This window comes from Paraburkholderia sp. BL10I2N1 (assembly GCF_004361815.1).
In the GTDB taxonomy this organism is placed as follows: Bacteria; Pseudomonadota; Gammaproteobacteria; order Burkholderiales; family Burkholderiaceae; genus Paraburkholderia.
In genome coordinates this window covers 1,292,123-1,318,290 of record NZ_SNWA01000002.1, presented here as the reverse complement: position 1 = coordinate 1,318,290, position 26,168 = coordinate 1,292,123, and the positions used below count along the sequence as shown (strand labels likewise).

The following is a 26,168-nucleotide window of genomic DNA, read 5'->3' as shown; positions in this document are numbered from 1 at the left end:
TGTCACGTCAACCTTAATGTATAAGGCCGTGCGATGCTGGCGTGAATGCGAGCGTGGCGCCCACGTCCTGGCACTTTTCGAAACACGACAGCGCGTGCGCGAGCATGCGCGTCGCGTTATCGAGCAGACCGTCAGACTCAAGCATGGCGACCGCGTCAGCGAGTCTCCCCTGCGTGACGGAAATCTCGATTATCAGCGCAATGGCACGGAAGCTTGCATGTGCCAGCATCAACTGGTGAAGCTCAGGAGCGTCGTCCCGCCGCGCCTGAACTTCATGAACCCAGCGCCCGAGTCCGTCGAGCCGCTCGTTGTCGAACGCGGACCTGGCGAGCCGCACGCGCTCAAGCATGCCATCACCCAACGAGACGCCAGCTAACCGGTGCCCTTCAAGAAAGTCGTCAAACGTCATGACACTTCTCCCCAATACGGCGCGCCCGTCGGGCCGGCATCCCGCCAGTTGCCGAACCCTGTCCTTTTGCCGCTACGAACCACGTTGCCCCTGGATCGTTGCCGCTGCGAACACATAGAAGGCTTCCCTGCCTGTTACTGGCCTCGTGGAGGCTTCGTCAGGAGCATCAAGTTACCAGTTAATGATAATTGCGTTATCATCCTAGCAGCTTTGTTGATCTGATTCCATACGCGACGATCCAGCGGCGTGCGCGACGAACGTGCCGTGTTCGCTCGGGGCACCGCGAATGCAGGACTTCACCCTGCGCGTGGAAATTCAAAATCCCACCTGCTGCGCCGGTGCCGGCTTTTGTCGAAGCGCACCTGGACTGACGAACACACGGGTTGATACCTGATGCCAGCACACTATTTCCGGGCGCTGACCGGAAAGGACCGCAGTTCCGGGGCCGACAGGCAGCTTGGCTTCTCGCTCGCGTTCGTGGCTGGCGCAACCAACGCCGGCGGCTTCCTGGCGGTGAAGCAATACACGTCCCATATGAGCGGCGTGGTATCGGCAATTGCCGATCAGACTGCACTGGGCGACCTCTCGCTGGTTCTGGCGGGCGCCGGATCGCTGATTTCGTTCATGTTCGGCGCTGCCAGTTCCGCGATGCTCGTCAATTGGGGGCGGCGCCGGCGGCTGAACAGTCAGTACGCGTCGCCGTTGCTGATCGAGGCGCTTCTGCTCCTGTGCTTCGGATTGCTCGGCGGCCATCTGGCGATGTGGGAGACCCTGTTCGTGCCCGCGACGGTCGTGCTGCTGTGCTTCATCATGGGGCTGCAGAACGCGATGATCACCAAGCTGTCGGGCGCGGAAATCCGTACCACCCACATGACCGGCATCGTGACGGATATCGGCATCGAGCTCGGCAAACTTTTCTACTGGAATTCCTCCAGCGTCGACCCCGCAGAGCCGTTTGTGCTGGCGAATCGAACGAGGCTGAAAGTTCACGGGACGATGCTGGCCATGTTCTTCGTCGGTGGCGTCACGGGGGCAATGGGATTCAAGCACATTGGATACGCGTCGACGGTGCCGCTTGCGGGCGTGCTGATTGTGCTGGCCATTGTTCCTCTCATCGACGACCTGCGCGCGCAGATCTATCGACTTGATCGTTAGGCTGCGGCCACAAACCACACGGCAGACGACCGTTCGGACCCGGCATGCGCCGTCAATCCGGAGTCACGCAACCTACTGCTTCGCGACCACCCTCCACGGTCACGCACCTGCGCATTGGAGAACCGGCAAACAGGCCAGCCGGATCCGTCAGGGTGAGTAGTGCAAAAACATGATAATATAATTATCATTAATGTATGCTGTTATGGTAATGATATGGCGGCTACGGGCCACAATCCTGCTGGTCATGTTGCAGGCCAGGCATGCGCGAAACGGGGCAACTGTCCGGGCGCGGCGGGGAGGTCGATGTGATTGATGCAAGTGTTCCGCTGCTGTCCCACGACTACACGCACCGGTATCTGAGGGACGTAATGGGTCGTCGCGGACTGATCGTCATCGGCGTGGACAAGGCGGGTGAACGCGGATTCCAGATGCTCTACCGGTTTTCCGATATCTGTGACCGCCTGGAAGCGTGCGGAGTGAACGTCATCTTCGTCTATCAGAAGGAATCGGCTCGCCACGTCCACGACGCGACCTCGCGGTCCGGAGCGCGATACAGGCAGAGGCCGTGCCTGTTTCTGGACGATGACGGTCAGTTCTTTGTCGGTCCACCGCATCCGAAATCGTTGCGCGTGGTGTATCTGGATCGGGACATGCGGCGGCTCGACACGGCCGAAATTGCAGTACGGAATGAAACGTGGGATCCACTGCTGCGTGCTTTCTTTGCCCAGGTCATTGCAAGCGTGATGCACTGAGCGCGACTGCGTGGGGACATGGGGCGCTGGGTCACTGCTTACGTACAAAGGGGAGCGGGGTTGGTCGAGGCATTGATTCAGATTGGTGGTCGATGGGGTTTAAACGGGCACGAGTCAGCGAGGCTCGCCGTTAGCGCCGCCCGGTTTGCGAGCGACATCGTCTGTATGGCGAACGGCCGGTCCGTCAATGCCAAGGATGTCATGTCGGTCATGTCCCTTCGGGCGAAGCCGGGCACGCAGGTGCGCATTCTCGCGACCGGTCCCGACGAGACTGCAGCGCTTGAAGCGCTTGCGGCCATTCTTCATGTGCAGGACTCTTTCTGACGGACCGATGCGGGGATCCGGCTCACGCCTGTCGATCGGCCCCGCATGCGAACTATTCAATCACACACATGAAAAGAAAGAGGAAGACGAGCAAGCCGGTGGTCATAGAGAATGACCAGGTCGTTTCACTGTACTTCGATGCGCGCGGCGTGCAGAGCACCATGTTGCGGCACGATCCCTACGCCCTTGCGCTGGGTTACACGCGCACCATGATGGGCTTCCTGCTCTTCCAGCCATTCCCGCGCCGCATTTCGATGATCGGTCTGGGTGGCGGGTCGCTCGCGAAATACTGTTATCGTCATTTGCCCGACACCATGATTTCCGTCGTCGAAATCAATTCCCAGGTGATCGCGCTGCGCGACCGGTTTCATGTTCCGCGTGACAGTGAACGCTTCAGGGTGGTTTGTGCCGATGGCGCGCAGTACGTCACCGTTCCGGATCACCGGCCCGACGTGCTGCTGGTCGACGGTTTCAATGCCGATGGTCTGCCCGCAGAACTGGGCAGCAGGACGTTTTATGAAGCCTGTCGTCGCAGGTTGAGCGATGACGGCGTCCTGGTGGCCAATCTGGTGACCGACGAACCGGACTTCCATCGCTACCTGCGCTCGCTCAGGGAGGCCTTCGCGAACGCGGTAACCCTGGCGCCGTCGGAAGGGAGTGAACACAACGTCACTGTGTTTGCGTGGAAGGGCGCGGATGAGCTTCCGTCCTTCGCAACGATGCTCGACCGGGCGCGCGCACTCGGACCCACACATGCGGTGAACCTCCATGCGACGGCCACCCGCATCGAGTACGGCAAGAAATTTAACTGGCAACGATATGAACAGACGTGCTGAGCGGATGCATCTGTCGCTGGTGGATGGCAACCCCTGCACGTTCGTGGCCTGTTTGAGCAGGTGCATTCTCGAGGATGGAAAATGACAGCGGAACGTGACAACGACAGCAGCCCCCTGACCCATGCAGCCATCTGGGCGCTTGAGCGTCTGGCCCAGCAGCGATACGGCCGCGACGCGCCCACGCTAAACTGGTCGGTCGCGCAGGAACTGCGTAACGCCGGGTTGGTATCCGTCCCCGCGAATGGGCGGGGCGGTGTGTCGATTACCCGGGCTGGACAGGATTTTCTGCGTGCCAGGGCGGAGATTTAGCGTACCGTCTCCGCGCGCTGCACGTCTTTGGTTTCCTGGCCGCTGAGCTGCTGGGCATCGGCGATGCAAGCGGGAATCGCCGGCCGCCGCGTGATTCTGGTGCCACGAAGATGACTCGGGCCACACGATGAATTATAATTTAATTATCATACTTGGACTTCGCCCACCGTCATGGAAACGAAAAGCGCTCGACTCACGATTCTGATCGATCCTGTGAAGAAGGAAGCGTTCGAAAAACTTTGCGCGGCGCAGGACCTGACGCCCTCACAGGTAGTGCGGCAACTGATCCGCGACTACCTCGATCAGCATGGCGTCAGCTACCGGACCAAAAGCGCAATGGGCGCGCGTCCACGCCGAAAAACCGCCTGAGGTACGCCGGCGCCAGGTCAGCGACGTGACCCCGCGCAGGCATCGCGCTGTCCTGGTTCCACGGCACCGCAGGCCTCTTCGGCAGCCTGCTTCAGCGTGCATAGGAAAGATTGCACGATGAGGGTAACGTGACGATGTCCGGCCGTCGCGGCCGCAACGATATGACAGGTCGCAGGATGCACCGACTTGAGACGAACGCAGAGGTGCTGTGCTTTCTCACGTTATCCGAGATATTTGCCTTTCGCACCACCGGAGCGTGGCTGCAGCCCGATCATCTTGTTGAGAGCACGAGGGTCTGGCTGCGTCGCCACGATCATCATGCCGACTGGCTCCTGCGGGTTGAATTGAGTCGAATGGCCGCGGATCTCGCGCGGCAACTCGTGAAAGCCGGCGACATCGTGCGTGGCCAACCGGACGCATCCTGGTTGTTCACGCGGGACATGCAGATCAACTTCGCATCACCGCGGGTGATCGTCGTCTACGCCCAATGCGTGGCTACCCTGAGCAGGGACATGAGCGGCGGTCCGGCATAGCCTTGGTATTCAACGCACCGCCGATGCTGCCGGACCCATGCCGGGTCCCGGCACCTTGACTGTCATGTCTTCCCGGGGCCCTTGCATGAGGTGCCGGTATCGACCGTCGCGCGTGCCTGTATGTTGTGGACGCATCACGCCGCACTTCCGTTCCGGCCGCGCAGATCGGGCGTCCGTCAGCCGTTTCGTCAGCCGGTCAGCTTCCGCCCGAATGTCCAGTCTGAAGCGAGCCCCACGCCTTGCTTCAAACGGCGTGCGGCCCCGCGCAGGTTCAGGGGATGTGTCGTGACCAGGACGCGCGCACGCGCGAGGAGCTTATCCCGGGAGGGAAGTCCCGGCGCGCCCTTCCAGGCAAACAGCGTGTAGTTGCAACTGTCCTCGGCCATGAAAATGGAAAGCGACTCACCGAACACTGAACGCACCTCTTCCACGTAGTATGGAATATGGGGATCGTCGTCGGCGAAATTGGCGACCAGCACCCCATCGCCCGCAAGCCGCGCATGACAAGCCGAGTAAAAGCCGGCGTTACCCAGTTGCGCAGGCATGCCGTGTGCCAGAAAGCCATCCACCAGAATCACGTCCGGGCGCGCATCGTGGCCCTTGACGTATTCCGCCCCGTCCGCGCAGATCACCTCGAATCGCTCGCTATCGGGTGGAATATGAAATGTATTACGTAGCGCGATCACGGCCGGGTCAATTTCGACAGCCACGACTTTGGTATCCGGGAGATACCGGTGGCAGTACTTTGCCAGCGATCCACCGCCCAGGCCGATCATGGAGATTCTGGTGGGCGCCGGCTGCAGCAGCAGGAATCCCATCATGGTCCGGGTGTAGCCGAGCACCAGCCTGTCGGGGTCACGCCGGGACATGAAACTCTGCGTGGCCAGCAGATCGAAGTGCAGCGAAAGCGCGTGCTCGGTTTCCAGCACCACGGGCGCACCGTCGACGGATGGCCCGGCAAGAAACTTCATGTAGGCGTCGAACGACGCGTGAGAGTGATCCATGCTGCGGTCCAAGCGAGGTTACTGTTCGGGTCTTCGGTCCGCCCACCGCATGCGATGACCGCTGCGTCTTCGGGCTGACTGGCGGCCCGCATCTGTCCTCCGGTTCCAGTCCGGGCAGACATGAATGTCCTGCCGCCGGGACCAATAACCCGAGACGGGACGACTAGCCCCTGGGGGCATAAACCTGTCCCACAGGCAGGCGGTGGACAATGATAATGATATTATCATGGCATGCGCTCCTCGTTTGTCTGACATCCGGGTTCGGCCCGGTCACGGTGTTGATCGATCCGGCGAACAAGGCGACCTTTGAGAAGCATCCGCATCAATGCCGGCATGCGGTTGCCTGGCTCGTTCGCAGTCGGCGGGAAAGGCATTTGCGATATGCCGGCGGCGCATGTGGCGGCTGCAGTTGCCGTTCATCGCCGGTCGCAAAGCTGATATGAAACTCGCTCACTCCGGGACGTCCATCCTGACGGCGGCGAGATTCCTTCCACATTCTGACCGGTGTTATTCATGTCATTTGCACGGATTGTCGGAACAGGTAGTTTCCTGCCTTCGAACGTCATTTCCAACGCGGACCTGGTGTCGCAGCTTGCCAGCAGGGGCATCGAGACGAGCGACGACTGGATCTATTCACGCAGCGGCATCCAGTCCCGACGGTTCGCTGACCGTCAGTCGCAAACGAGCGATCTTGCCGTAGCGGCCGCGTCCCGGGCCCTGTCTGCGGCGGCAATCGAAGCGGATGCCATCGATCTGATCGTAGTAGCCACCACCACACCCGATGCAATCTTTCCGAGCACAGCGTGCCTTGTCCAGCGGAAACTCGGAATACGAAACGGCTGTGCGGCATTCGACATTCAGGCGGTGTGCGGTGGGTTCATCTATGCACTCACGGTCGCAGACGCGCTGATACGGGCCACGTCGGTGAAGACGGCACTCGTCATCGGAGCGGAGACATTCTCGAGACTCCTTGATTTCGAGGATCGCAGTACCTGCGTTCTGTTCGGCGACGGCGCAGGCGCTGTGGTTCTGAGATCATCCGGTGAGCCGGGGATACTTGGCGCGGCCTTACATGCCGATGGACACCACTCGGAAATCCTCAAAGTGGCGGGCAGCATTGCCGGTGGATCTGTGTTGGGAGATCCGTTTTTGCGCATGGATGGGCCGGCAGTGTTCAAGCTGGCGGTCGGTGCGCTCCAGGCGGTCAGCGAGGAAGTCGCGGCACAGTGTGGCCTGGCGATGTCAGACTTCACCTGGGTCGTGCCTCATCAGGCGAACATCCGCATTATGGAAGCCACGGCGCGCAAACTGGGCGTGCCGATCGATCGCCTGGTTGCCACTGTCCGTGAGCATGGCAACACATCTGCTGCTTCCATCCCCCTCGCCCTGGATCATGCCTATCGGGACGGCCGTATCCGTCGCGGCGACAAGGTCTTGATGCATGCGGTGGGGGCCGGCGTAACCTGGGGCGCATTGGCAATGCAGGCGTAGGGGCGCAGTCCGTGAGAATCAGGTCACGCCGGTTTTCCTGTTCCGATGCCGGCGCCTTCCATGCCGGTCCGGGGTGTGCTCCGGATATGAACCCGGTGGGCCGGAACGCGTATCATTCATTTGTCGAAACCAGCTTCGGGAGAAAGCACGGAAATGTTCCGGCTTATAACCCCTGCTGAGCCTGCGAGACGATATTGCTCACGCTGAGCACGTGTTTGAACTCAACAGCGGCGCGGCGCTTAAGCGATTGCCCGACCACTATTGGGCGAGACAGCTCAATGCTCTGCTGGTGTGCAGTTTGCAACAAGGCGACTTGCTGTCGGAGAGTCGTGTTCGGGCGCTGCTCCAACGGCTCGGCGAGCCGGCTGATGTTCTTTCAGTCACCCCCCCTCGCTGATATCGGGAGTGAGAACGGTGCCCAGACCCATCCAGCATTACTTGTGCAATCGCCCGACAATCTCCACAAAATATCTCATGCAGTAACCGGCGGCGAAACGCAAAGGAATCCCACCGATAGCGACATGCGGCGCTCGTCCACGGAATGTCGTAGAAAACACCGGACTCGCAAGGCGAAGTCGACGCGGAAATGGCGCGGGCCGGCCGCGCTCGCCCCCGACAGTTGAAACGTCACACCCGGGGCGATGGGGATGCGGCACCTGCATCGGCGACGACCAGTGCAGTCATGTTGACGATGGCACGCACCGTGGCGGACGCGGTCAGCACATGTACCGGCTTCGCGGCACCCAGCAGCATCGGACCGATTGTGATGTTGTTGCCTGCGGCCGTCTTGAGCAGGCTGTACGCGATGTTCGCCGCATCAATATTCGGCAGGATCAGCAGGTTCGCGTCGCCTTCGAGCGTCGAGTCGGGCAGCACTTCGCGGCGCAGATTGGCGTCGAGCGCAACGTCGCCGTGCATTTCGCCGTCCACCTGCAGGTCCGGCGCGCGCTCGCGCAGGATCGCCAGCGTGTCGCGCATCTTCTGCGCGGTCGGCGCGTTGCTGGTGCCGAAGTTCGAGTGCGACAGCAGCGCGACTTTCGGCTCGATGCCGAAGCGGCGCACTTCTTCGGCCGCCATGATCGTGATCTCGGCGAGCTGCCCGGGTGTCGGATCGACGTTCACGTGGGTGTCGACCAGGAAGATCTGCCGGCCCGGCAGCACCAGCCCATTCATCGCCGCATAGACGTTGCGGCCGCCCTTCTTGCCGATCACCTGATCGATGAAGTGCAGGTGCCGGTGTGTCGTGCTGACCGTGCCGCAGATCATGCCATCGGCCTCGCCCTTCTTCACCAGCATCGCGCCGATCAGCGTGGTGCGGCGGCGCATTTCGAGCTTGGCCATCTGCTCGCTGATGCCCTTGCGAGCCATCAGCCGGTGATACTCCTGCCAGAAGTCGCGATAACGTTCGTCGTGGTCGGTGTTGACGATCGTGAAGTCGACGCCAGGCGTAAGACGCAGGCAATAGCGCTCGATCCGGTGCTTGATCACCGCTGGGCGGCCGATCAGAATCGGCGTCGCGAGCTTTTCGTCGACCACGATCTGCATCGCACGCAGCACGCGCTCTTCCTCGCCTTCCGCGAACACGATGCGCTTCTTCTCCGCCTCGACGCTGCGCGCCAGCTGGAAAATCGGCTTCATGGTCGTGCCGCTGTGATAGACGAATTGCTGCAGGTGCTGCTCGTAGGCGTCCATGTCCTCGATCGGGCGCTCGGCAACGCCCGAATCCATCGCGGCCTTCGCCACCGCCGGTGCGATCTTGACGATCAGGCGCGGATCGAACGGCTTCGGAATCAGGTAGGCAGGACCAAACGACAGGTCCTGGATGCCGTACGCCGTCGCGACGATGTCGCTCTGCTCCTGGCGTGCCAGTTCGGCGATCGCATTGACCGCCGCGATTTCCATTTCACGCGTCACTGTCGTCGCGCCCGCGTCCAGCGCGCCGCGGAACAGGAACGGGAACACCAGCACGTTGTTCACCTGGTTCGGATAGTCGGTACGGCCCGTGCACAGCACAGCGTCCGGACGCACTTCGAGCGCGAGTTCTGGCAGGATTTCGGGCGTCGGGTTGGCCAGCGCCAGAATCAGCGGCTTGTCGGCCATCTGCTTGACCATGTCCTGCTTGAGGACGCCGCCGGCCGACAGGCCGAGGAAAATGTCTGCGTTGCCGATCGCCTCAGCGAGCGTGCGAGCGTCGGTTTCACGCGCGAAGCGCTCCTTGTCCGGGTCCATCAACTCGACGCGGCCCGTGTAGACCACGCCGGCCAGATCGGTGACGGTGATGTTTTCGAGCGGCAGGCCGATATCGACCAGCAGATCCAGACAGGCCAGCGCCGCCGCGCCCGCGCCGGAGGCGACCAGCTTCACTTCCTTGATGCTCTTGCCGACCACCTTCAGGCCGTTGGTGATCGCCGCCGCGACCACGATCGCCGTGCCATGCTGGTCGTCGTGGAAGACCGGAATCTTCATGCGCTTGCGGCATTCGCGCTCGACGATGAAGCAGTCCGGCGCCTTGATGTCTTCCAGGTTGATGCCGCCGAAGGTCGGTTCGAGCGCGGCGATTACGTCGACCAGCTTGTGCGGATCGGACTCGTTCAGCTCGATATCGAACACGTCGATGCCGGCGAACTTCTTGAACAGAACGGCCTTGCCTTCCATGACCGGCTTCGAGGCGAGCGGCCCGATGTTGCCGAGACCCAGCACCGCGGTGCCGTTCGTGACGACGCCGACGAGGTTGCTGCGCGCGGTGAAGCGCGCGGCGTTCAGCGGGTTCTCGACGATTTCCTCGCACGCGAACGCAACGCCCGGCGAGTACGCCAGCGCGAGGTCGCGCTGGTTGATCATCTGCTTGGTCGGGGCGATCGCGATCTTCCCCGGGGTCGGGAACTCGTGGTAATCGAGGGCGGCTTCGCGGAGTTTACCCTGGACTGTGGCAGGCATGATGTCCTCTGGTTAACAAAATTTGCAGACAATGATAATGATATTATCACGTCAACGGCATGCACAGAGGAGCTGTGACACCAGACTTCGCGGCGCAATGCGCGCGCCTGTCGCGGCCCGGCAAGGCAAGACTGCAGACAGAAATGGATTAGGGGAAAGCCCAGATGAATTCAGCTCCACGCAACAACGACCCTGGACGTCTGCGACTGCATCACGATCCGGTCAGCCCCGTTGGCCATCAGGTGCAGGCGCATCGCGACGTCACGCTGCAGGCATCACCCGACGGCAGAACCGCCGTGCTCATCGAGATCGAGGAGCGATACAGCGATCATCACGCGACGGGTCCCGAACAGGAGGTCCGGTATGAGATTTCGGTATCTGAACTGGTCCAGCTGATCCGGGCGCATGGTGCGCGCCTCTGAAATGGCTATCCACCTCGAGAAGGCTGCCGCACGTGCAGCGCGCTAACCCTGACGTCATATTCAAAGGAGCGACCGCGTGACGAAGAAGGCTGTGAAGAGGCCGACACTGGACGTGATGCCGGGCGACCTCAACGTGAAGAATGGACACGCAGGCAGAGGCGGTACGGATCGCGCACGCGCGGCGGTCGCGGGGACACCGCGACCAGCGGACCCGGCGACGCGGGACGGAGCGCGAGACACCGGGTCCGCGGTTGGAGCAGTTCCACCGGGGACCGCTCCACGCCGGACGAAAGCAGACTCACGTGTGAACGACGCCACTGCAGCGCTACCGGATGAGTCCGCTGGAGAAAACGAAAGTAGCCGCGCGGACCTGAGGGCGCTGATCAAGCTGGGAAATGAGCGCGGTTTCGTCATTCGTGGGGAAATTAGCGACTGCCTGCCTGAGCGCCTGGCGCAACCTGATGCGATCGAAAACGTGATCAGAGCTTTCAGCGACATGGGCATCGCCGTGTTCGAGCAGGCACCGGACGTCGAGTCCATGGTGATGCACGATCATGCGGTCGCGGGTTCGTCCGATGAGCAGGTTGAGGAAGAGGCCGTGGCAGCCATCTCGAGCGTGGACGCCGAGTTCGGCCGCACCACCGATCCCGTGCGCATGTACATGCGAGAGATGGGTGCCACTGAACTCCTCACCCGCCAGGGTGAGGTTGCACTTGCGCGACGCATCGAAGAGGGCCGCAACGACATGATCCGGGCCATATCTTCGTGCCCGACAACGATCGCGGATCTACTGGCGATCGCTAACGCTGTTGCCAGCGGCGCAACCCCGATCGAAGAGTTTGTCGATGGGATGATCGATCCGGCTGCGGTGCAGACGGATGACATTGTTGCCGTCGCGGAGGAAAGCGTCGACGGCGATCAGGTCCCCGGCGAGGTTCAGGGCGACGAAGATGATGACGGTGCTGAAGCCGCGTCGGCCAATCTGCACAGCGAGACTCTGAAGCGTGAGGCGCTGGAGAAGTTTGCGACGGTAGCCGGGTGGTTCGAGAAATTGCTCGACGCATACGAGACGGAGGGTTACGGATCCGACTGCTATCGCACGGCACAGGCGGCGATCGAGACCGAACTGATGACGATCCGCTTCACGGCCCGCACGATCGACCGTTTGTGCGGCGCGTTGCGGGTATCCGCCAATGAGGTACGAACCATCGAGCGCGAAATCGCCCGGATCGCGGTTGACCGGTGTGATGTGCCTCGCGACACGTTTATCGCGCATTTCCGGGGCAACGAGACCAGCCCGGCGTGGCTACAGCAACTCGTCGCGGCAGGGTGCCCGTTCAGTGGCGTGCTGGAGCGAAACCTCCCCGCGATCTGGCTGGAGCAGGAAAAGTTGCTCGTCCTGCAAAAGCGGGTCGCGCTGCCGCTCGACGATTTCAGGGACGTCTGCCGCGCGATGGCCGCAAGTGAAGCGAAAACGCTGCGCGCGAAAGGCGAAATGATCGAAGCGAATCTGCGGCTGGTGATCTCGATCGCGAAGCGGTACGTGAACCGCGGCCTGCTGTTTCTCGATCTGATACAGGAAGGCAATATCGGCCTGATGCGCGCCGTTGACAAGTTTGAATACCGTCGTGGGTACAAGTTCTCTACCTACGCGACCTGGTGGATCCGGCAGGCCATCACCCGGTCGGTCGCCGATCAGGCGCGCACCATCCGGGTCCCTGTCCATATGATCGAGTCGATCAACAAACTGAAACGGATGTCGCGCCAGATCCTGCAGGAAACCGGACGGGAACCCGACGCCGCCGTGCTGGCGGAGCGGATGGAGATGCAGGAAAACAAGGTTCGGGCAATGCTGCGGATCGTCAGGGAGCCGGTTTCCCTGGATGCGTCCGTCGGGGAAAACGACGATACGTCGGTAGGCGACCTGATCGAGGACCCCGCGGCGATTTTGCCCGACGACGCCGCGCTCCAGGCCAGCATGCGGGATGCCGTCAGCGAGGCGCTCACGACGTTGACGCCGCGCGAAGCGAAGATTCTGCGCCTGCGTTTCGGTATCGATAGCGGCAACGATCACACTCTGGAGGAACTCGGAGTGCAGTTTGAGCTGACGCGCGAACGGATCCGACAGATTGAAGCCAAGGCACTGCGCAAGCTGCGGCACCCGGCCCGGTCCGGGCGATTGAAGTCGTTCCTGGGCGACGACGAGTAGAAACCGGAGGCGATACACGGTCCGGCGGGGCCGGGTACACCGGATGAGAAACGAAGCGCCGCGTTGATGTGCAATCTCGACAGACAGTGCGGCCGTTTCAAGGCATTCGGCGCGGCGGCTGCCGATGCCTCGGGCGACAAGGCGTGAGCACCGGGTAAGGTGCGAGCGAGCATCAGACCAGAAGGGTCGCATGCTGCCGCCGGGTGACGGAACCAGTGGCAGCATGCGTTATACCTACCCACCTGCACCAGCATCCGGAGTGATCAGCGCGCGGTCAACGCGTGAACAGAAACACCATGAGCACTGAAAAAATCAATCTCGACATTCACAGGATTCTCACGCTGCTGCCGCATCGCTATCCGATCCTGCTGGTCGATCGGGTACTCGAACTCGAGCCGCACAAGCGCATCAGGGCGCTGAAGAACGTATCGGTCAATGAACCGTACTTCACGGGTCACTTCCCGAGTCGTCCGGTGATGCCGGGCGTGCTGATTCTGGAAGCGCTCGCGCAGACGGCTGCACTGTTGACCTTCTCGGAAGAACCACATGATCCGGCCAGCACCCTGTACCTGTTCGTCGGCATCGACAACGCGCGCTTCAGGCACGTGGTGGAACCTGGAGATCAACTGATCCTGAACGCGACGTTCGAGCGGCATATGCGCGGTATCTGGAAGTTCAAGGCTCGCGCCGAAGTGGATGGCGTGGTCGTGGCAGAGGCCGGTCTGATCTGCACGGTCAGACACACGGATGGGGACGGCCGGTAAGGTACCCTCGGATGCTGACCCGGCATCCAGATAACAAATAACGCAATGGACCGGAAGCGCACGAGCAGGATCCATCGTGACCTGGCACGTCCCGTTCGGCAGTGGGAGCGCGTTCCGAATAGCCCTCCGGTAGGAAATCCCCTCCACGCCGTCATCCTTATCCTGTCGACGATTTATCCGGTACTGATTTCTTTACGTAATGTGTCCTGCGATACTGGTCATATGGCTTGACGGCTTTGAACCAATCGTGTTCGGGTGAAATCCAGCAACACGAATCGTTGTTACCCTCGGTGTGCCGCAGACATCACATGAAAATGATCGACTTTCTGCGCACTTTGTTCTTGCGACGAAAAATTCGCGGTCTGCCCAGGATCAGTGTCAGGACCACGACGATTGATCCCGGATCGCCAACGTTGCCCAATCCGGTTTGGGAAACCATCATCTGCGACGTCGCAGGTGAAAAGGTGGGGAAAGCGACTTACGGTCTGTCGCCACTCCGAGATCATCTGTACATCTATCGGCTTGTGGTACCAGAGCCCCTCCGGCGACGAGGTTACGGTCTCGCGTTCCTGCTGCTCCTGCACAATACCTACCGGGTGCCGATCACGCCAAGTGTTGAGACCCATTGCGCAGAACAGTTCTGGGACGCTGCGCGAGAGAATGGCGGCAGGTCGGGCTGGAGGTGACATCCGGGCGGTCGCGTGCCAGCGTGCTAGAAGAGCTGGCACGCTGGCGGCATATTCGCGCTGGTATTAACGTCTCCTTGCCAGGGCCGCCGACGACAGATTGATATATTGGGGCGATTGTCCGATGCGCGCCTTTGGGCTACCGGGCGAGTTCCTTGATCTGTTCAACAATCTCCGGATTGGCAAGGGTGGATACGTCGCCAGGATCCTGATGACTGGAAATTGCCGCGAGCACACGGCGCATGATTTTTCCCGAGCGCGTCTTGGGCATATCGGGCACGATGACGACACGGCGCGGCCGCGCGATTGCGCCGATCTGGGAAACCACCGATGCCGTGACTTTATCCGCAAGCTTCACGGAGGGCGCGAGTCCCGGTTTCAATGAAACATAGAGGTCAGGCACCTTGCCCTTTATCGGGTCGGCGACCGGTACCACTGCTGCCTCGACAACCTCGGACACGAGAAGAGCTGCCGACTCGATTTCCTTGGTGCCGAGGCGATGGCCGGCAACATTGATCACGTCGTCAATGCGGCCGAGGATCCGATAGTAACCGTCCAGTGCCTGCACCGCGCCATCACCAGCCATATACGGCCAGTCGCGCCAGTCTTTACTCCCGGGATCCTTGCAATAGCGCGCGTAGTACTGGCTGACGTAGCGATCCGGATCCTTCCAGATGGTCTGGAAGGATCCGGGCCAGGGGTTGCGGATGCAGATGTTGCCGGCCTTGCCCGAACCGCCCGGCAGCTCTTTTCCCTCGTCGTCGTAGATCACCGGATGAATGCCTGGAATAGCGGGGCCCGTGCTGCCGGGCTTCATCTTGTGGATCGCCGGCACCGTGCTGCAAAGGAATCCGCCGTTTTCGGTCTGCCACCAGGTGTCCACGATGACCGCCTCGCCCTTGCCGACCACAGCGTGGTACCACTTCCACACTTCGGGCTCGATAGGCTCACCAACGGTCGTCATGTGTTTGAAACGGTAGTTGTATTTCGCGGGTTCGTCAGGTCCGTTGCGTCGTAGCGCGCGGATTGCCGTGGGCGACGTGTGAAAGGTGTTGACCCCGAGGTTTTCAGCGATACGCCACGGCCGCCCCGCGTCCGGATACGCCGGCACACCTTCGTACATAACCGAGGAAGCGGCGAGCGCGAGCGGGCCGTAGACGATGTAGGAGTGGCCGGTGATCCAGCCGATGTCGGCCATGCACCAGTAAACGTCTTCGGGATGGATGTCCTGGATGTACTTTGACGTCCACGTGACGTAGGCAAGGTAGCCACCGGTGGAGTGCTGGCAGCCTTTGGGCCGCCCTGTGGTGCCGCTTGTGTACATGAGGAAAAGCGGCGCCTCGGCCGGCATCTGCACGGGCTCGACCCGTTTGCCACGAAATCTCCCAAGGACGTCGTTGATGATGACGTCGCGTCCATCCACGAGCTTCGTGGGACTCGAGTGCCTGCCCGGGTAGCGCTGCCAGATCAGAACCTTGTCGACCTGATGACCGGTGCTGGCGGCCTCCATGACTGCAGCGTCAGCCTTCTCCTTGTGATCAAGGAGCTCACCGGCGCGGTAATAGGCGTCCATCGTGATCAACAGGCGGCTCCCGGAATCCGAGACCCGATCGCCGCACGCCTTTCCACTGAATCCGCTGAAGACCTGCGAGTGAATCACGCCGAGCCGGGCGCATGCGAGCATGGTGATAGGGAGCTCCGCTACCATCGGCATATGCAGGGTCACACGGTCGCCCGCCTTCAGACCGCCGAAATCGCGCAGCAGGGCCGCAAACTCGTTGACGCGTACGAAAAGCTCCTGGTAGGTGAGGTGCTGTACCGCCTCACTCTCCGGCTCGGGCACGAAATGGATCGCCGTCTTGTTCCTGTAGCCGGGGAGGTGGCGATCCACACAGTTGTAACACGCGTTGATCCTGCCGCCGACGAACCAGCGCCAGAACGGGGGATGGCTGGCGTCGAACGTCGTCTCCCAGTATTTGTACCAGTCCAGAAGGTCCGCGAACTCCTTGAAGTACTCGGGAAACCGTTCGAGGGAAAAGCGTTCGAACACACCTGGATCTGCCAGATTGGCCTGCGCAACGAATGGAGTCGGCGGCGGGAAATAGTCTTCCTCCGGCCAGTGCACGGCGATCTGCGCCTCGGAGACGTCGACCGTCTGTTGCTCGGTGGTAGCGTGGCGCGGTGACTTGTTGCGCGACATGACGGCTCCTCCTCGATTCCGGGGCCCTTCCGGGCACGACACTGCCAAACGGCGCGACAGGATGTTATCTGTTGCCATTCAGGGCAACAGCTCAGATGACGCACTGCGTAAACCCATTTAAGTCCAGGCCGGGTGTGTTACCAAGTCAGGCGGGTGAGCGATCGACTTCCTCGGCGGACCGTCATCAAGATACCCTCCGTCAACCATCCGCGTATTCCGCCGTCCGCGGAGTCAACATACCCGATTACGCGCGGCCCGCTTTTTACGTGCAGGTTCGGTTAAGGTTAATCGACGGGACGCAATATCCGCGTGTCGATCACGCTGACCTTGCCCGCCGGTCGCTCGTGAAGTAGATTTTCTTCATTGAGACGTAACAGGCGGGAGGGGCTGCCATGGAACTGATCGTGGAACGGGTCGATGTCTGGGCAGCCACCGTCGAGGACAAACCGGGCGGGCTCGCGACAGTATTAAGCGCCCTGCGGGATGCTGGGGCAGACTTGCAGTTCGTCGTTGCGCGACGCACGCCGGAAGCACCAGGCAAGGGGGTCGTGTTTGTCGCACCGCTGCAGGGGGACGCGGAGATCCGTGCCGCCACACAGGTGGGGTTCAACGTCACCCCGAGCCTTCACTCCGTCCGTGTGATGGGGCTGGACCAGTTGGGGATCGTCGCGGAATTGACCCAGAAGCTGGCAGACGGGGAAATCAACCTCCGCGGTGTGTCGGCCGCTGTACTCGGCTCCCAGTTCATTGCCTATCTCGCGGTCGACTCGCTGGAGGATGCCAATCAGGCGATGGACATCCTGCAGAGGGCTTGACGCACCGCGTCAGGCGGTGACTGTCGCGAACAGGTGAACACGCCCCTGGCGCGCTGAGGAATGTCGTCACGACAGTGGCCGCGCTCCCCGTCGAAACACTCCGGCGGTCGTTTCCTCCGCTGAACGACCGCACGACGGACGAACGAGTCCGCTGGCGGGTACGGCGGACCGCTAGCAGCACCGCGGCCCGTTGTGCGCGTATTTCCGGTCGATTGCTTTCGCGCAGAACTCGCGTCGCGACAGTAACGGTTCGTCCGGGTGATGCGATGCCATGTGCTCGACATAGCGTTCGTAGTCCGGAATCCCGAACAGCTGCAGGTAGGCCTTGCGCATTGCCCGCGTCATGCCCGGGAGGCGTGTGCCTGGCGCATTTGCGGCAGGCTCGCCACCCGTCGGCGGATTTGCCCCGAAGATCATTCTCATGGTGAGTCCTCCTCAAGCCGCGCGCGCAACAGCGGGCGTCTCGTGCGCAGTAGGCTGGACCTGATGCAGCGCCTGCCGGCACATCCTGATCGCGAAGATGCACATCGCCACAACCAGCAGGACAAAGATGCCGCAGACCGCCGCGTCCAGATAGTTGTTGAACGCGACCCGCTGCATTTCCACAATCGATTTTGCTGGGGCCAGCACCGTGCCCTGCGCGGCCGCGGCGCTGAACCTGTTCGCGAGCGCAAGGAAGCCGATGCGCGGATCGCTGCTGAAGATCTTCTGCAGCCCGGCAGCCAGTGTGGTCACCAGCCACGCCGTTGGTAGCAGCTTCACCAACACGTAGCGCTCCCGCTTCATCTTCATCAGCACACTGGTGCATAGCAGCAGCGCAATGCCGGCGAGCATCTGGTTGCCGACGCCGAACAACTGCCACAGGGTGTTGATGCCGCCCAGCGGGTCGACGACACCCTGATAGAGGAAGTAGCCCCACGCCGCGACGCACAGCCCGGTGCCGAGCAGATTCGCAGGCAACAGCTGAGTATTGCCGAGTGGCTGGTATACGTGGCCCAGCATGTCCTGGATCATGAAGCGGCCGACACGCGTGCCCGCATCCACTGCGGTGAGAATGAAGAGCGCCTCGAACAGGATCGCGAAGTGATACCAGAACGCCTGCATCGCAGTACCGCCGACCACCTGCGCGAGGATCTGCGCCATGCCCACTGCGAGCGTGGGCGCACCGCCGGCGCGCGACAGGATCGTGGTTTCACCGATATTGGCGGCGGTCTGGTTGATCATATCGGGCGTGATCATGAATCCCCAGCCGGATATGACCTGTGCCGCGTGGGCCGCCGTCGTGCCGATGGCCGCGGCCGGCGCATTCATCGCGAAGTAGATGCCCGGCTGCAGCACGCAGGCGGCCGTCATTGCCATCACCGCGACGAAGGACTCGGCCAGCATGCCGCCGAATCCGATCAGTCGCATATGCGATTCGCGCTCGATCATCTTCGGCGTGGTACCCGAGGAAATCAGCGCATGGAAGCCCGATACGGCGCCGCAGGCAATAGTGATGAACAGGAACGGGAAGAGCTTGCCCGAGAAGACGGGCCCGGTGCCGTCGATGAAGCGCGTGGTCTGTGGCATCGAGAGCGTCGGCGCGACCACATAGATGCCGATTGCCAGCGCGACGACCGTGCCGATCTTGAGGAAGGTACTCAGATAGTCGCGCGGCGCGAGCATCAGCCACACCGGCAGACTGGACGCCACGGCGCCGTACAGGATGAGGGCCCATGCCAGTTGCGGGCCGCTCAACGTGAACGCCGGCCCCCACGTCGGATCGCTTGCCACCGTCTTGCCGATGATGAGTGCGGCGAGCAGCAGCACGACGCCAAGCGCCGACGCCTCTCCGACGCGCCCTGGGCGAACGATCCGCATGTAGACGCCCATGAGCAGCGCGATCGGGATGGTTGCCGCAATGGTGAAGAGACCCCACGGGCTCGCGGTCAGCGCCTTGACGACCACCAGACTCAGGACGGCCAGAATGATGATCATGATCGCGAGCACGCCGACCAGCGCCAGCGAGCCGGGCACCGGACCCAGTTCGATCTTGATCATCTCGCCGAGGGACTTGCCGTCGCGCCGCACCGACGCGAACAGCACGACGAAGTCCTGCACCGCGCCGGCGATGACGACGCCCGCGAGTATCCACAGCGTGCCGGGCAAATAGCCCATCTGTGCCGCCAGCACGGGGCCGACCAACGGACCGGCGCCGGCGATCGCGGCGAAGTGATGGCCGAACAGCACCCAACGGTTAGTCGGCACATAGTCCATGCCGTCGTTGTGACGCTCGGCGGGAGTCTGGCGGGTATCGCTTGCGCGGGTTCTCTGCCGTCGTGATCGGCTCACAGTTTGTCGTCTACGTTGCGGTGGACTCTCTGGACGATGTCAGGAAGACTGTAGATATCCTGAAGAAGGCCTGAAATGCGTTCTCGGGTGCTGTCCTGTGGCGCTGTTGTGGCCAGCAACCGAAGGACTTCAACGTGGCAACCGGACGGTGCTCGCATGGGCGCCACGCCGGCTTTTCAGATTTTCTTCAGATAACAGGCCTTGAGCATAAAGCTCCCGGCGTCCATCTTGCAGTCAACTTCGTGATCACCGCCGACGAGGCGGATGCTCTTGATCTTCGTGCCCATTTTCAGCGTGATCGACGAGCCCTTCACTTTCAGATCCTTGATGAGCACGACCGAATCACCATCGGCGAGGACATTGCCGTTGGCATCCTTGACGACGGTGTTCGTGTCATTGTCGTCAGACTCGTTTGCCGCAATGGGCCATTCGTGGCCGCAGTCGGCGCAGATATAGTTGTCGCCGTCCGGGTACGTGTTTTCCATCGCGCATTGCGGGCAGGCTGGCACGTTCGACATGGGTTCCTTCCAGAGTACCGGTGTTTGAAGATCGGCAGTATACCTGCCCGGAAACCGGTTGCTGGCGTGAACATCACATGACCCGCGTCTCTCCGGGACGTGCGTTTCCTGCACAACGACAGCGGCCGACATGTGCCGCAAGCCGCACACTCTCCCGGGACAGGGAGGGGACAAGCCGGTGCGTGGCTGTTAAATAGTAGGGGAATACGGCACCAGGGCCATCGCCGCACGTGCGAAGCCGTGTCCGTTTTCAGAGCGCATGTCTACGGTGTCGGCAAAGAGCGCTCGCCTTGTGCCTGTTCCGGAAACGTCGCGTCGACGAACGTGCGCAGCCGCGATAGGTCGGTCTTCGCGTAGCCTGCAGTGGTCTCAAGCCTATTGACTGCTGGGCGATGTCGCTCTGCTGATGATTGTGTTTGGTGTGGGTGCCGGTCTTCCACTGGCAATATTGGGTGCGCCTTCGTGAGCGTCGATGGCAAGGCGGCTCGGTGGACATGTTTCTGCGGCGAGGGTCGGGAAGGCCGTCTTCGGAGCATTTTTCGCCGCGTTCGGCATACTTGCCCTCACCGGGTTGGACAAGATGCTCGAGACGGCAACTCTCTCAGCAACTCCACCGTGGCTGACTGCCTTCACGACAGCTTTGTGACCGGCAAAAAAATGATTCGTTAGCCGCCACGACATCCTTCATAAACTCGGGTCGCGTCGAGGCATCTGTGCCAGATTTTCGCGACGAGCGCGTCGTCTAAGTTGACCGTCATCGAGTCGGCAAACAATCGCATTGGGATGATGGCTGTCGACATTATCGAGTGCGACGACGTCCGCCGCAATGTCGTGCGCACGTTGCGCTACCGCGATGCGGTCGTCCCCGCCGATTGTCAACTGATTGCGCGCAAGCCATAGTCGTGCCGATTCCACGAGCCTTGTCTCGGTAAGCCACGTGCCTTGCAGAGCAAATACCGCTAGCTCAGCGGTGGCGAGATAACACAGCAATGCTGCCATCTGCTCCCGAGTCAGTGTGCGAGGCTCTGTCATCAATCTCCTTCCAGGTTGACCGCGCCAGCTGACCCAAGCGCACCCCGCGAACATCAAGGCGTACGCGAAGAACATTGCCGTCCAGGTTGACTATTCGCGAGATACCGAGACAGTCAGGTGACGTTTTCCGTCCAGCTTGACCCTCGTTCACCGGACTCTCCACGGCGGTAACACGCGACTACTTTCGACGCGCCGACCATAGGCACTGGAGTATGCTCCTCGTCGCTACGCTGGTGATGAGAGTTTCCAGTTCTTCGGCAGTAAACCACCTACAGTCCGATATCTCATTTTGCGGAGCCGGCACGTCCGAGTCGAGGAACGGCATGTGGCACTTTGCGACATCGGTGCTTGATTTTATGCACAAATGCTCCGTCGAGCTCGCAGCAGCCTCGCTCGCGGTCGAGTGTCTGTGTGTCGCGAGTACATATGCCTGGACGTACTTCAGGCCGGGAAGCGAAACCGTGTAATTGGCCCCGCAAGGGCTATCTGAATGAACGCGACCGGCAGCGGTCGCGTTATAGCGCCGGCTAGGCCGGCGTCGACCCTTACGGGGCTTGCTCCCGTAAGGGGCAAGCTCCATCCCTAAAGATGGAGTCCATATGAACCAGCTCGACCTTTTTGGTTTCGCTGAGCCGGGTGCTCTGCATCCGGCGCAATCCGCAAGTCCTGAAGCCCAGCGACCTGCGATCCACACCGTCGCTGTCACAAGTGATGTTGCACCGCCCGTGGCTACCCAGCCGGCGCCGCCCATTGAAATCTCCGTGGGACCCATCCAGGCACAAGAGCAGGCAGACACGACCCAGGTTGTCACGACCTGTGTCGCTGCACATTCCGCCCAGACTGCCTCCGCGTCCGTGTCGCCGCCCATCCTGCCGCCAGCACACGACAGTTTGCCAGATCAGCCTCGCACAACTGAAATCCTGCTGCCGGCCGGCGAGATGACACTCGAGGAGCACGACAGCCTGTTTGCACGTATCCGGGACGGCGAAACGCCTGTTTCGCCCGATGAGGTGCGTAGCTCGTTCGAACGGTTGTTGCGGGACGTCGTATCCATCAAGGCGGCGCTCAGCAAGTTCAAGGTTGCCGATCTGCTGAAGAAAGTGGCAAGCGGTTTCGTCCACGACAAGCGCAAGCAGGCAGTGATCGACAACGTGGTGAATGCGATGATCACCGCATATGGGTTCCTGACCGTGACGAACGGGATGCTGTCAATTCAGGGCTACCGATATGCCGACCGATGCAATGAGATCCGCCGCAAGCTCGCGTGTCTGACTGCAGAACAGCTTGTCGCTTACCGGGAGGCCCGCAAGGCCGAACGGGCAAAGTACCTCGAGGAGGTCAAGGCTTACGTGAAGGCCGGTGAAGAGCCCGGAAACACTGGAGGAGTTTGAAACCTTCATCCGTGTGAAGGGCGAGGCCGCCTTGACCGAGGAGATGCGCGCTCGACGCGACGAACTCGTCGCTGGGAAGCTGCGTAGCGACGACCAGGGGCGCAAGGCGGAGCGTGCGTCCGTCAGCGGCGTGGAATTGTCGACCGACATGCTTATCGTCGAGACAAAGCACACGCGTGATGGCCACGATCTGTTTGTTGTCAAGCTTGGCGAGCGGGTAGAGCGGTCGGAGTTCGACAAGCTGACGGCGGCAACAAAGCGCTTGGGCGGCTACTACTCGCGGTACAACCGTGACGGCGCGGTTCCCGGCTTCCAGTTCAAGACGCGTGAGGCCGCCGAGAAGTTGCCGGCGGTCGGTCGTGGCGAGACGGTCGGTACCGCGGAAGCGCAGGCTGAGCGTGTCGCAGTAACGGAATCTTCGGCGGCAGAAAAGCTGAGGAATCTGGCGATTCGCACGCAAGAGGCTGGCGAATCGCAGCTCAATCGTGACCGTCTGACCAACACCCCCAAGCGTGCCCTGCAGGCTTCGTCCGCACAGGAAGAAGCCCGTAAGGACATTGCGTTGGCGAAGACGATGCTCAGTCTTGCCGATGCGATCGGCAGCGGTTCGGCCACGCACCTCGACCAGTTGACTGACAAGGCCCAGGTGATGATGTTCGAGAAGGTCATCACCGACGCCAAATATCGGGAAGTCGCAAAGACGTCCAACGGCTACGCCCAGCAGCAAAGCCGAAAGGGTGAGGCGGCGACGCTGGCCACCATCGAGTACGTCGAGTACCCGAAGTTCAGTGCGCACGCGTCCGAGCTGTCACGCCTGATTGACGGAACGAAGCAGAAGCCGGGTCTGATGCGGATCGCCGCGAAGCTCAAGCCGTATCTGGAAAAGGCGGAACGGTCAGGTGACAACGTGACAATTCCCGACGAGCTTGCCCGGGCTATCGTTGTGAAGCTCGGTCGGGACGACGGGCTGCTGCCAGGCTGGTGGCCAGAAGCACAGGATCGCCGCAAGAGTCTTGAGAGGATGGGGCTTACCACTCCCGAGCAGTTCCGCGCAGCGTGGCGCGAGTTTCTGCAGTTTCGGCAGGAACGCGATCGCGCAGACAAGGCCACTGAACTCGAACGCGCGCTGGTCGGAAAGAAGGTCGGCGTAGACTACTTCCCGACCCCCAAGTCGCTCTGCGCGCGTCTCGTCGAGATGGCAAACCTGCGGCCTGGCATGCGTGTGCTTGAACCGTCCGCCGGAAACGGAAACATCGCGGACGCACTTCGGGCAGCCGGGTACGAACCTGACGTCATCGAGATCTCCCATCAGTTGAGGGCTGTTCTCGAGGCAAAGCAGTACAGGGTCATCGGCTGGGATTTCCTCGAATTCACCGACACGGTCGACGCAATCGTGATGAATCCGCCGTTCTCTGGCGGCTGCGATATCAAGCACGTGCGGCACGCCTATTCACTTCTGGCGGAGGGTGGCCGGCTGGTGGCAATCGTTGGTGAAGGCGCGTTCTATCGCAGCGATGCGCAGGCAAACGCGTTTCGCGACTGGCTGGACGAAGTGGGAGCGGAGGTGGAGAAGTTACTCGAAGGCACGTTCACCGATCGCACGCTGCTTCAGACCACCGGTGCCAACGCACGGGTGGTAGCGATCTCGCGCTAACGGTTGGTGGAAAGCGAATACCGCAGCAGTCTTGCGGCACAGGCAGGCGTCGACGGGTAACTCCCGCCGGCGCCGCCCCTGTGGTGAATTGGACCGAGGTGTGGAGAGTGTTTGTCCGAGCCAACGGCTTTAACAAACGCTCATTGCGCTGCCGATTTAACCCGGACGGTTTCAAGGGTGAAGCGCAACAGCGGGATTAATGTTTAGAGCCTTGAGGTTGACTTGCTGATGCAAGGGCCGCGGCGAAGACCTCGAATGGTGAATGGAAGTTGTGAGTTGCACGAGGCCGGCTATTCAGACTGTCGGCGATGGCGTCGAGTTCGTCCTGACTGTAGACCGAAAGGTCGGTGCCTTTGGGCAGATACTGGCGCAGCAGCCCGTTGGTGTTTTCGCAAGTGCCGCGTTGCCAGGGACTGTGCGGGTCGCAGAAGTACACCTTCACGCCGGTTGCGGCAGCGAGCTCTTTATGGCGCGACATTTCTTTGCCCTGGTCGTAGGTGAAGCTCTGCCGCAGTGGCGCGACAATCGAATTGAGTTTGGCGGAGAAGCCCGCCAGCGCGGAAGCGGCGGTGGCGTCTTCCATTTTTGCAAGGAGCACCAGACGGCTGGTCCGTTCGACCAGCACGCCTACCGAGGACTGGTTGCCGGCCCCCTTGATGAAGTCCCCTTCCCAGTGTCCAGGCAGCAGCCGGTCCTCGATTTCGGGCGGCCGCACATGAATACTGACCATGTCGGGAATCTGTCCGCGCCGGTCTGTGCCCCGTGTACGCGGCATGCGCGTGCTGTGGCCATGGCGCAGGCACGCAATGAGCTGACGGCGCAGTTCGCCGCGCGGCTGGGCGTAGATGGCTGTGTAGATGGATTCGTGCGAAACCTGCTGGGTCGGGTCGCTCGGATACATACGCTTGAGTGTGCCCGATATCTGCTGGGGTGACCATTTCCACTGGAGCAGGGTGAGAACGATACGCCAGCAGACGCTTTGCAGGCAAAGCTTTGTAGGGCGCCGGCCCGCGCTGCGTCGTGCGGCGCAGAGTGCTTCAGCCGGCACCGATGCGTAACCTGAGGGAGAGCTGTTTCGCGTCAGTTCACGGCTAACGGTGGCCGGCGAGCGCCCGAGTATCCGGGCCATGGCCCGGATACTCGAACCCTGCAGATGCAGGCTTGCAATGGTCAAACGCTCTTCAGGTTGAAGTTGCTGGTACTGAGTTCTTTCGTAAGCGCCCGGCCATGTCACCTTGAACCGGCGGGTCATGAAAGCGACGATCGTGTCCACCTATTTTTTTAATGGACACGTGTACGCTATGAACGAAAATGAAGTGGGTTCTGAAGTGGTGCAGCCGAGGCGGCGCCGTCGGCACAGCAAGGAGTTCAAGGAGAAGGTGATTCGTGCGGCGATGCAGCCGAATGTGTCAATCGCTGCGGTCGCGCTGCATTACCAGTTGAATGCGAATTTGTTGCGCCGATGGGTGGCTGCACAGGAGGAACAGGACCTCGCACGTGAGGCGCGCCAGTCGATGAGCGTGCCGCCGGCGGAGTTCGTTCCGCTGCAACTGCAGGCGCCGGGCGCGGTGCCCGCTTCGACGGAGATTCAGATCGAGGTGCGCCGGGGAGCGGCGACCGTCATGGTGCGCTGGCCGCTTTGTGCCGCAGCCGATTGCGCCGCCTGGTTGCAAGGGTGGCTGCGATGATCCGCATCGAGGCGATCTGGCTGGCGACGGAGCCCATCGATATGCGCGCCGGCATCGACACGGTCCTGGCGCGTGTGGTCAAGGTGTTCGGCGCGGCACGTCCGCACCACGCCTACCTGTTCGCCAATAAGCATTCGACGCGCATGAAGGTACTGGTGTACGACGGGTTCGGTATCTGGTTGGCTGCGCGTCGCCTGAACAAGGGGCGGTTCATCTGGACGAATGGGGACCAGGCGATCGCCACCGCGCTCAATCCCGAGCAGTTGCGAGCGCTCGTGACCGGACTACCGTGGCAGACGCTCACACACGATCACGCGATTACGGTCGTGTAATACCCCC

General features: G+C 61.4%; 25 protein-coding genes and 1 pseudogene. 17 read left to right on the top strand and 9 right to left on the bottom strand.

The window, feature by feature from the left end; genetic code table 11:
* Positions 1–13: 13 nt before the first annotated feature.
* Complete coding sequence (locus tag B0G77_RS28020; protein WP_133665205.1) at positions 14–409, bottom strand: hypothetical protein; 396 nt, start codon at positions 407–409, stop codon at positions 14–16.
* Positions 410–802: 393 nt separating this feature from the next.
* On the opposite strand from B0G77_RS28020, the gene B0G77_RS28015 reads away from it, so the two are divergent.
* From B0G77_RS28015 to B0G77_RS27985, 7 genes are all read left to right on the top strand, one after another.
* Positions 803–1,564, top strand: a complete 762-nt coding sequence (locus B0G77_RS28015) for a YoaK family protein (RefSeq protein WP_133665204.1) — start codon at positions 803–805, stop codon at positions 1,562–1,564.
* 305 nt (positions 1,565–1,869) lie between these two features.
* Positions 1,870–2,316 carry a hypothetical protein gene (locus tag B0G77_RS28010; RefSeq protein ID WP_208116564.1) on the top strand — a complete coding sequence of 149 codons (447 nt, stop codon included), beginning with the start codon at positions 1,870–1,872 and terminating at the stop codon, positions 2,314–2,316.
* 60 nt (positions 2,317–2,376) lie between these two features.
* Positions 2,377–2,640 (top strand): HPr family phosphocarrier protein, encoded by a 264-nt coding sequence (locus tag B0G77_RS28005; protein ID WP_133665202.1) that lies wholly within the window; start codon positions 2,377–2,379, stop codon positions 2,638–2,640.
* 68 nt (positions 2,641–2,708) lie between these two features.
* Positions 2,709–3,476, top strand: coding sequence for a fused MFS/spermidine synthase (locus B0G77_RS28000; protein ID WP_133665201.1), 768 nt, complete (start codon positions 2,709–2,711; stop codon positions 3,474–3,476).
* Between the two features lie 81 nt (positions 3,477–3,557).
* Complete coding sequence (locus tag B0G77_RS27995; protein WP_133665200.1) at positions 3,558–3,785, top strand: hypothetical protein; 228 nt, start codon at positions 3,558–3,560, stop codon at positions 3,783–3,785.
* Between the two features lie 171 nt (positions 3,786–3,956).
* The gene (locus tag B0G77_RS27990; protein ID WP_133665199.1) at positions 3,957–4,154 is read left to right on the top strand and encodes a ribbon-helix-helix protein, CopG family; all 198 of its coding nucleotides are present in this window, start codon (positions 3,957–3,959) and stop codon (positions 4,152–4,154) included.
* A gap of 176 nt (positions 4,155–4,330) precedes the next feature.
* Positions 4,331–4,687 carry a hypothetical protein gene (locus tag B0G77_RS27985; protein WP_133665198.1) on the top strand — a complete coding sequence of 119 codons (357 nt, stop codon included), beginning with the start codon at positions 4,331–4,333 and terminating at the stop codon, positions 4,685–4,687.
* A gap of 188 nt (positions 4,688–4,875) precedes the next feature.
* Here B0G77_RS27985 and B0G77_RS27980 read toward each other — a convergent pair whose 3' ends face one another.
* Positions 4,876–5,691 (bottom strand): fused MFS/spermidine synthase, encoded by an 816-nt coding sequence (locus tag B0G77_RS27980; protein ID WP_133665197.1) that lies wholly within the window; start codon positions 5,689–5,691, stop codon positions 4,876–4,878.
* Between the two features lie 513 nt (positions 5,692–6,204).
* On the opposite strand from B0G77_RS27980, the gene B0G77_RS27975 reads away from it, so the two are divergent.
* On the top strand, positions 6,205–7,182 hold the full coding sequence (locus tag B0G77_RS27975) for a beta-ketoacyl-ACP synthase III (protein ID WP_133665196.1): 978 nt from the start codon (positions 6,205–6,207) through the stop codon (positions 7,180–7,182).
* Positions 7,183–7,809: 627 nt separating this feature from the next.
* Here B0G77_RS27975 and B0G77_RS27970 read toward each other — a convergent pair.
* On the bottom strand, positions 7,810–10,119 hold the full coding sequence (locus tag B0G77_RS27970; protein ID WP_133665195.1) for an NADP-dependent malic enzyme: 2,310 nt from the start codon (positions 10,117–10,119) through the stop codon (positions 7,810–7,812).
* Between the two features lie 164 nt (positions 10,120–10,283).
* Here B0G77_RS27970 and B0G77_RS27965 point away from each other — a divergent pair, with 164 nt between their 5' ends.
* The 4 genes from B0G77_RS27965 (at position 10,284) to B0G77_RS27950 (ending at position 14,200) form a co-directional block, all read left to right on the top strand.
* Complete coding sequence (locus B0G77_RS27965) at positions 10,284–10,541, top strand: hypothetical protein (RefSeq protein WP_208116509.1); 258 nt, start codon at positions 10,284–10,286, stop codon at positions 10,539–10,541.
* Positions 10,542–10,845: 304 nt separating this feature from the next.
* A complete protein-coding gene (gene rpoD / locus B0G77_RS27960; RefSeq protein ID WP_133665194.1) occupies positions 10,846–12,750 on the top strand; it encodes an RNA polymerase sigma factor RpoD in 1,905 nt (634 codons plus the stop codon).
* A gap of 296 nt (positions 12,751–13,046) precedes the next feature.
* A complete protein-coding gene (gene fabZ, locus B0G77_RS27955; protein ID WP_133665193.1) occupies positions 13,047–13,514 on the top strand; it encodes a 3-hydroxyacyl-ACP dehydratase FabZ in 468 nt (155 codons plus the stop codon).
* Between the two features lie 308 nt (positions 13,515–13,822).
* Positions 13,823–14,200 (top strand): hypothetical protein, encoded by a 378-nt coding sequence (locus B0G77_RS27950; protein WP_133665192.1) that lies wholly within the window; start codon positions 13,823–13,825, stop codon positions 14,198–14,200.
* 139 nt (positions 14,201–14,339) lie between these two features.
* On the opposite strand, the gene acs is transcribed toward B0G77_RS27950, so the two are convergent.
* Positions 14,340–16,400 carry an acetate--CoA ligase gene (gene acs / locus B0G77_RS27945; RefSeq protein ID WP_133665191.1) on the bottom strand — a complete coding sequence of 687 codons (2,061 nt, stop codon included), beginning with the start codon at positions 16,398–16,400 and terminating at the stop codon, positions 14,340–14,342.
* Between the two features lie 392 nt (positions 16,401–16,792).
* On the opposite strand from acs, the gene B0G77_RS27940 reads away from it, so the two are divergent.
* Positions 16,793–17,215 carry an amino acid-binding protein gene (locus B0G77_RS27940; protein WP_133665190.1) on the top strand — a complete coding sequence of 141 codons (423 nt, stop codon included), beginning with the start codon at positions 16,793–16,795 and terminating at the stop codon, positions 17,213–17,215.
* Between the two features lie 171 nt (positions 17,216–17,386).
* Here B0G77_RS27940 and B0G77_RS27935 read toward each other — a convergent pair whose 3' ends face one another.
* The 4 genes and pseudogenes from B0G77_RS27935 to B0G77_RS27910 form a co-directional block, all read right to left on the bottom strand.
* The gene (locus B0G77_RS27935; protein ID WP_133665189.1) at positions 17,387–17,638 is read right to left on the bottom strand and encodes a YbdD/YjiX family protein; all 252 of its coding nucleotides are present in this window, start codon (positions 17,636–17,638) and stop codon (positions 17,387–17,389) included.
* Positions 17,639–17,650: 12 nt separating this feature from the next.
* A pseudogene (locus tag B0G77_RS27930) lies at positions 17,651–19,498 on the bottom strand (carbon starvation CstA family protein); the annotation flags it as partial.
* A gap of 224 nt (positions 19,499–19,722) precedes the next feature.
* Positions 19,723–20,064, bottom strand: a complete 342-nt coding sequence (locus tag B0G77_RS27920) for a zinc ribbon domain-containing protein YjdM (RefSeq protein WP_133665187.1) — start codon at positions 20,062–20,064, stop codon at positions 19,723–19,725.
* Positions 20,065–20,748: 684 nt separating this feature from the next.
* Positions 20,749–21,096 (bottom strand): hypothetical protein, encoded by a 348-nt coding sequence (locus B0G77_RS27910; protein WP_133665186.1) that lies wholly within the window; start codon positions 21,094–21,096, stop codon positions 20,749–20,751.
* Between the two features lie 599 nt (positions 21,097–21,695).
* Here B0G77_RS27910 and B0G77_RS27905 point away from each other — a divergent pair.
* Positions 21,696–22,487 carry a hypothetical protein gene (locus B0G77_RS27905; protein WP_133665185.1) on the top strand — a complete coding sequence of 264 codons (792 nt, stop codon included), beginning with the start codon at positions 21,696–21,698 and terminating at the stop codon, positions 22,485–22,487.
* Positions 22,456–24,141: a hypothetical protein gene (locus tag B0G77_RS27900; protein ID WP_133665184.1), complete on the top strand. Its 1,686-nt coding sequence runs from the start codon at positions 22,456–22,458 to the stop codon at positions 24,139–24,141. The genes B0G77_RS27905 and B0G77_RS27900 overlap by 32 nt, the downstream gene beginning before the upstream one ends.
* 196 nt (positions 24,142–24,337) lie before the next feature.
* Here B0G77_RS27900 and B0G77_RS27895 read toward each other — a convergent pair whose 3' ends face one another.
* Complete coding sequence (locus tag B0G77_RS27895; RefSeq protein WP_133666901.1) at positions 24,338–25,393, bottom strand: IS30 family transposase; 1,056 nt, start codon at positions 25,391–25,393, stop codon at positions 24,338–24,340.
* A gap of 49 nt (positions 25,394–25,442) precedes the next feature.
* On the opposite strand from B0G77_RS27895, the gene B0G77_RS27890 reads away from it, so the two are divergent.
* Both B0G77_RS27890 and tnpB read left to right on the top strand, forming a co-directional pair.
* Entirely contained in the window at positions 25,443–25,829 is a 387-nt protein-coding gene (locus B0G77_RS27890; RefSeq protein WP_243750967.1) for a transposase, read from the top strand.
* The gene (gene tnpB / locus B0G77_RS27885) at positions 25,826–26,161 is read left to right on the top strand and encodes an IS66 family insertion sequence element accessory protein TnpB (RefSeq protein WP_133662130.1); all 336 of its coding nucleotides are present in this window, start codon (positions 25,826–25,828) and stop codon (positions 26,159–26,161) included. The genes B0G77_RS27890 and tnpB overlap by 4 nt, the downstream gene beginning before the upstream one ends.
* The last annotated feature ends 7 nt before the right edge of the window (positions 26,162–26,168 follow it).